This is a genomic window from Nitrosomonas communis (assembly GCF_024102715.1).
Classification (GTDB): Bacteria; Pseudomonadota; Gammaproteobacteria; order Burkholderiales; family Nitrosomonadaceae; genus Nitrosomonas; species Nitrosomonas communis_B.
Genome location: NZ_JAGFJM010000088.1, coordinates 1 through 5441 on the forward strand (window position 1 = coordinate 1; position 5441 = coordinate 5441).

General features: G+C 44.5%; 5 protein-coding genes. 1 reads left to right on the forward strand and 4 read right to left on the reverse strand.

The window, feature by feature from the left end:
* From J5I83_RS08415 to J5I83_RS08425, 3 genes are all read right to left on the reverse strand, one after another.
* A partial coding sequence (locus J5I83_RS08415) for a valine--tRNA ligase (protein ID WP_304054926.1) occupies window positions 1-1353 on the reverse strand: 1353 nt, incomplete at its 3' end.
* Window positions 1354-1854: 501 nt separating this feature from the next.
* On the reverse strand, window positions 1855-2292 hold the full coding sequence (locus tag J5I83_RS08420; protein WP_304054928.1) for a DNA polymerase III subunit chi: 438 nt from the start codon (window positions 2290-2292) through the stop codon (window positions 1855-1857).
* 107 nt (window positions 2293-2399) lie between these two features.
* Window positions 2400-3890: a leucyl aminopeptidase gene (locus tag J5I83_RS08425; RefSeq protein WP_304054929.1), complete on the reverse strand. Its 1491-nt coding sequence runs from the start codon at window positions 3888-3890 to the stop codon at window positions 2400-2402.
* A gap of 274 nt (window positions 3891-4164) precedes the next feature.
* Between J5I83_RS08425 and serB the strand changes: the two genes are divergently transcribed.
* The gene (gene serB / locus J5I83_RS08430; RefSeq protein ID WP_304054931.1) at window positions 4165-4995 is read left to right on the forward strand and encodes a phosphoserine phosphatase SerB; all 831 of its coding nucleotides are present in this window, start codon (window positions 4165-4167) and stop codon (window positions 4993-4995) included.
* Window positions 4996-5220: 225 nt separating this feature from the next.
* Here the strand turns inward: serB and J5I83_RS08435 are convergent.
* A partial coding sequence (locus tag J5I83_RS08435; protein WP_304054934.1) for a transposase occupies window positions 5221-5441 on the reverse strand: 221 nt, incomplete at its 5' end.

Consider the following 5441-nt stretch of genomic DNA (forward strand, 5'->3'; position numbering starts at 1 on the left):
CTCATCTTGTATAAGGTTTTCCTTACCTGATAGCTGTCGCGCCTCTTCAAGATTGTGCGCAACCGTAACATTACCATTCTCGTCATACCACGCTGGAATTCGGTGGCCCCACCACAATTGCCGTGAAATACACCAGTCCTGGATATTTTCCAGCCACTGATTATATACATGCGTCCAATTTTCCGGCGTGAAACGAACATCACCGTTTGCTACCGCCTCCAAGCCACGCTTAGCCATCTCTTCCATAGCAACATACCACTGATCGGTCAGCATGGGCTCAATGACGGTTTGAGTGCGATCTCCACGTGGCACCATCAGCTTGTGTGGACGTGTTTCGACTAGCAATCCCTGTGCTTCTAAATCACTAATAATCTTTTTCCGCGCATCAAAACGATCTATTCCTTGATACTCAGTCGGAGCACACTCATTGATTTTTCCATCAAGTGTAAAAATATTAAGCGGAATGAGCTTATGACGTAGACCAACTTGATAATCGTTAAAGTCGTGTGCCGGCGTAATTTTCACACAACCCGTACCGAATGTCGGATCAACATAATCATCTGCAATGATGGGAATCGTGCGCTCGGACAAGGGCAGGCGCAGGTGTTGTCCAATCAGATGCCGGTAGCGTTCATCCTCCGGATGGACAGCAACCGCCATGTCACCCAACATAGTTTCGGGCCGTGTTGTTGCAACAACCAAACCATCTTCCTGCGCTCCAACGCCTGCATCACGCTCAAATGGATAACGAATATGCCAGAGTGAGCCAGTTTCTTCTACCGAGATAACCTCCAAATCAGATACAGCCGTTTGCAGCACAGGATCCCAGTTAACCAAGCGCTTACCACGATAAATCAATCCTTCTCGATATAATCGCACAAATACTTCCGTCACTGCACGAGAAAGTGTCTCATCCATGGTAAACCGCTCACGCGACCAGTCGCAGGAAGCACCCATTCGCCGCATTTGGCGTGTAATGGTTGAACCCGACTCATCTTTCCACTGCCAGACGCGCTTGAGAAACGCTTCCCGTCCCAGTTTACGCCGATCAAGATTTTCTTGATCCAAGTGACGCTCAACGACAATTTGCGTGGCAATACCTGCATGATCAGTGCCTGGTTGCCATAATGTATTGCTACCCAGCATGCGGTGATAACGCGTCAACGCATCCATCAGAGTATGCTGAAATGCATGCCCCATATGCAAGGTACCCGTCACATTGGGAGGTGGCAGCATAATGCAGTAAGCAGACGCATCTTCCTTACTTGCTGGCCTGAAATACCCTGCTGACTCCCACAATGAGTACCAGCGCGCTTCAATGAGCTTTGGATCAAAACTTTTTGCAAGTTCCATGGAATTAAGCTGTTAAATTAGCAAAAATAGAAAACCTGCCATTATATCGGAAGGCATCGCTACAAACAGCAAGGTTATATGTTATTAGATCTGGATCTAAAGGCTCCGAAACGGGCGCTATGCTAATGCCTGAAACAAATCCAGATGCTGCGCAGGGTTTAACTTGACCTGAATTCTCCTCAGCACCACATCAAATGCACACCAGGAAAAATATTGTATTCCACTCGCTGAATTTCCGATAAAAGTACGCATTTTTTCAATCAACCCCAGATTCTCTTGGTAATGCTCATGGGTATCTTATCTGATTGACGTACAACAGCTTAAGAGGAAATCGGAAACGATACTCCAGTTTTCTTTGGGTAAATCATTGCGGAAGATTACTGCCGATAACGCAGCGACACTGCATCTGGTTTATCCAGCAAAGTAGTATCATCGGTCTCAGACGGTATTCCAATAATCAATCATAGCGAAACAACATAGAATGAATCGTTCTTGTTGACTTCAATCCTGATTCTGACCAAGCTTATGGTGGCGCACACTGAGACCCTGCTCTTGATAAAAACGATACCGCTTACGGGCAAGCGCCTTGTCATTTGGTGCATTCCCGACAATCTCAATCACTCTTTGGAACTGATCATAATCAGGTGGTATTTCATCATGCAAATTAAGTAATACTGCATGATGCGTAATCGTCCGGGCTTTCTCACTCCCATCACTTAATATCACTGGCGTAATGCTGGCCGCACCGTCATCCGCATAACAGTGCGGAACAAAGCTGATAGGGGAGAATGTCCAGAGCAGTTTATCAAATTGGGCCATAAGCGCCGAATCGGGTATATACACCACCATTCTGAGTGCTTGCTGCACTATTTTCACACTCAATCGACACGCAACCAGCAATTTATCAGACGCACCCGAATAAAAATCAATTTGCGTCATTGTACAGATACAAAATCATTCACCCTCATCGCTTTTACTCAAACTAAAAACATCAGTTAGAATCTCAATGCCTCCTGCGCAAAATTTGTTTCGTCTGCGTACTTAATTTAAACTTTTGCACGGGAAATCAGAAATTGCGTTAAAAGCGGCACCGGGCGGCCAGTAGATCCCTTCTCTTTACCATTTTTCCAGGCCGTACCTGCGATATCGAGATGGGCCCATGGATATTTTTCTGTAAAGCGTGACAAAAAGCAAGCAGCCGTGATCGTTCCCGCTGAACGCCCACCTATATTTGCCATATCCGCAAAGTTGCTCTTCAACCACTCTTGGTAATCACTCCACAACGGCAACTGCCAGGCACGATCCGAGGCCAATTCGGAAGCTTGCAGCAATTCTTTCGCCAGCTGGTCGTTGTTACTCATCAAGCCAGATGCCACATGCCCCAGTGCAATAACACAAGCGCCCGTAAGGGTTGCAATATCGATGACCGCATCTGGCTTATATCGTTCAGCATAGGTCAATGCATCACATAAAATTAATCGTCCCTCAGCATCAGTATTCAGAATTTCAATTGTCTGACCTGACATACTCGTCACCACATCACCCGGTTTGGTAGCGTTGCCCCCGGGCATGTTCTCAGTCGCGGGGATAATACCGACCACATTGAGCGGAAGCTTCATTTCCGCTACCGCCGTCAACACTCCCAGCACACTTCCGGCGCCACTCATATCAAATTTCATCTCATCCATCTCTGCAGCTGGTTTTAATGAAATGCCACCAGTATCAAAAGTCACTCCTTTACCCACCAGAACGATAGGTTTATCCATTTTTGCCATTCCACGGTATTCCAGTACAATTAATTTTGCAGGCTGATCGCTTCCGCGCGCAACGGCAAGAAATGCACCCATGCCAAGCTTCTCCATTTCTTTCTGCCCTAAAATGGAAACCTTAAGCTTGTATGTTTTGGCCATTTCGGTAGCCTGCTCTGCCAGATAAGTTGGCGTACAAATATTGGGTGCAAGATTACCTAGATCTTTGGCCACACTTATCCCTCGCGCGATAGCAAGACCCTGTTGTAGCGCTTTCTCTCCGATTGGCAACGATGCTTGATCGCTTACATATAGCGCAACTTTGCTAAGTACAACATGTTCTTTTTCTGGTTTACTTTTGAGACGATCAAAACGATAAGTGCTTTCTGCAGCAATAATAGCTGTCTGGGTAATTTTCCATGCGACATTCCGTTGCTTTAATGGAATCTCTGTCAGAAAGAGCGCAGCATCTGCAGCGCCTGTTTGATGTAGCGCCCTGAATGTCGTTGAAACAGCAAGTTGATACGCCCTGTCGTTGAAATCTTTTTCTTTGCCCAATCCAACTAGCATCACACGCTTGGCTGGAATGTCGGGAACGTTATGCAGCAGCAAAGTTGTATTTGCTTTACCTTCCATATCGCCCTGACGCAGGATATTACTGATGTAACCTTTTGAGGTGTCATCCAAAATTTTAGCAGGCTCGGATAGCTTGCGTGATTCGAAAATACCTACCACAATACATGCTCCACGCGACTTTTCTGGGGCACCGAGTTTGATTGCAAAATCCACTTTCCACTCCTTGTTAAGTATTCACTAAGATGAAAGAAATTCAGAATTAAATCTGTATGGATTATCGCTGCACTTATTGCATAAAGTCAAAATAAGCGCTATCGCTTAACTGTAGTAGAATCTCTATCTTGGAATCAATTTAAAATTAAAAAAGCGGGCGCTTATCCAATTTCATCTCTATAAAAAAAACTAAAACTTCAGTGCATCTGATGCACTTTGCTTTGCGCTTGCGCCGATACACCAAATACTATAACTAATAATAACCAGGAAACCTATGAACCTCATCATTCAAGGATTAGATATTGAAAACAGCGACCTTAGGGAAATTGCAAAACTTGCACAAGCTAGTCATATTGAGCGTGTTACCGGGCAAGCATTCCGCTTGGTAAATGCCAAAAACCACCCCGATATTCCCGAGTACTGTACTGAAATACAACTCGATTACGCCTTTGTTCCGACTGGAACAAAGATAACCAATTTTGGGTTGGTTGCAATGGATATGGATTCAACACTAATCGCCATTGAATCGATTGATGAAATGGCCGGTATGTGTGATGTCAAGCCCCAAGTTGCAGAAATCACACAAAGTACCATGCGAGGTGAGATTGATTTTGCTGAAAGTCTGATTCGACGCACAGTACTTATGGAAGGATTACCGCAGGAAGCGCTGCAGAAAGTTTATGACGAAAAGGTTAAATTAAACCCCGGTGCGGAAAAAATGCTGCAGCATATGCAAATGGCGGGGCTCAAGACGATGGTGATTTCCGGCGGTTACACCTTCTTTACCGACAGAATTAAAGCAAGGTTAGGATTAGATTTTGCGTTTGCAAACACACTGGAAGTCAAGGACAAAAAACTAACTGGCCAAGTAGTTGGCAAAATTATTGGTGCAGAAGGAAAAGCAGAAGTGCTAAAGCTTGTACGAGATGAGCTAGGTCTTAAAAAAGAACAGGTGATTGCGATCGGTGATGGCGCCAATGATCTAAGAATGCTAGAAACAGCAGGTATTGGTATTGCTTATCACGCCAAACCCATTCTCCAAGAGAAATCAACTTATTCAATCAATTTTGTAGGACTGGATGGCATCATCAATCTTTTTGAATAATTTAATTTCTTGCGAGCCAGAACCTGACTATTCCATACATAAGCGAGAATTAAGAGCTGAAATAGACGCCAGTTCATCAATAACGTTAAACTATTGAGGAAGACATCACCCAACCTCAATAAATCAAAGTAACGAATGAACTGGCAAGAGCGATTAATTGAAGTGGCTCCCCTGAACTGAACAACCTGATAGAAAATTAAGCTCTGTCATGTGATGTTATCAAGCTCAGGTGGCTTGTTGACGCGATAGTTTTTGATAATAAACTTCATCGGGTGTCTGATTGTTGAGTCCCTGATGAAAGCGTTCTTGATTGTACCAATCAAACCAGCAAACTAAACTGCTTCTTACTTCCTTTAAGTTGTTGAATGCTTGAGCATAGAGATGTTCATACTTGACAGTGCGCCATAGCCGTTCGACAAAGATGTTGTCATAGTAGCAACCTTTAC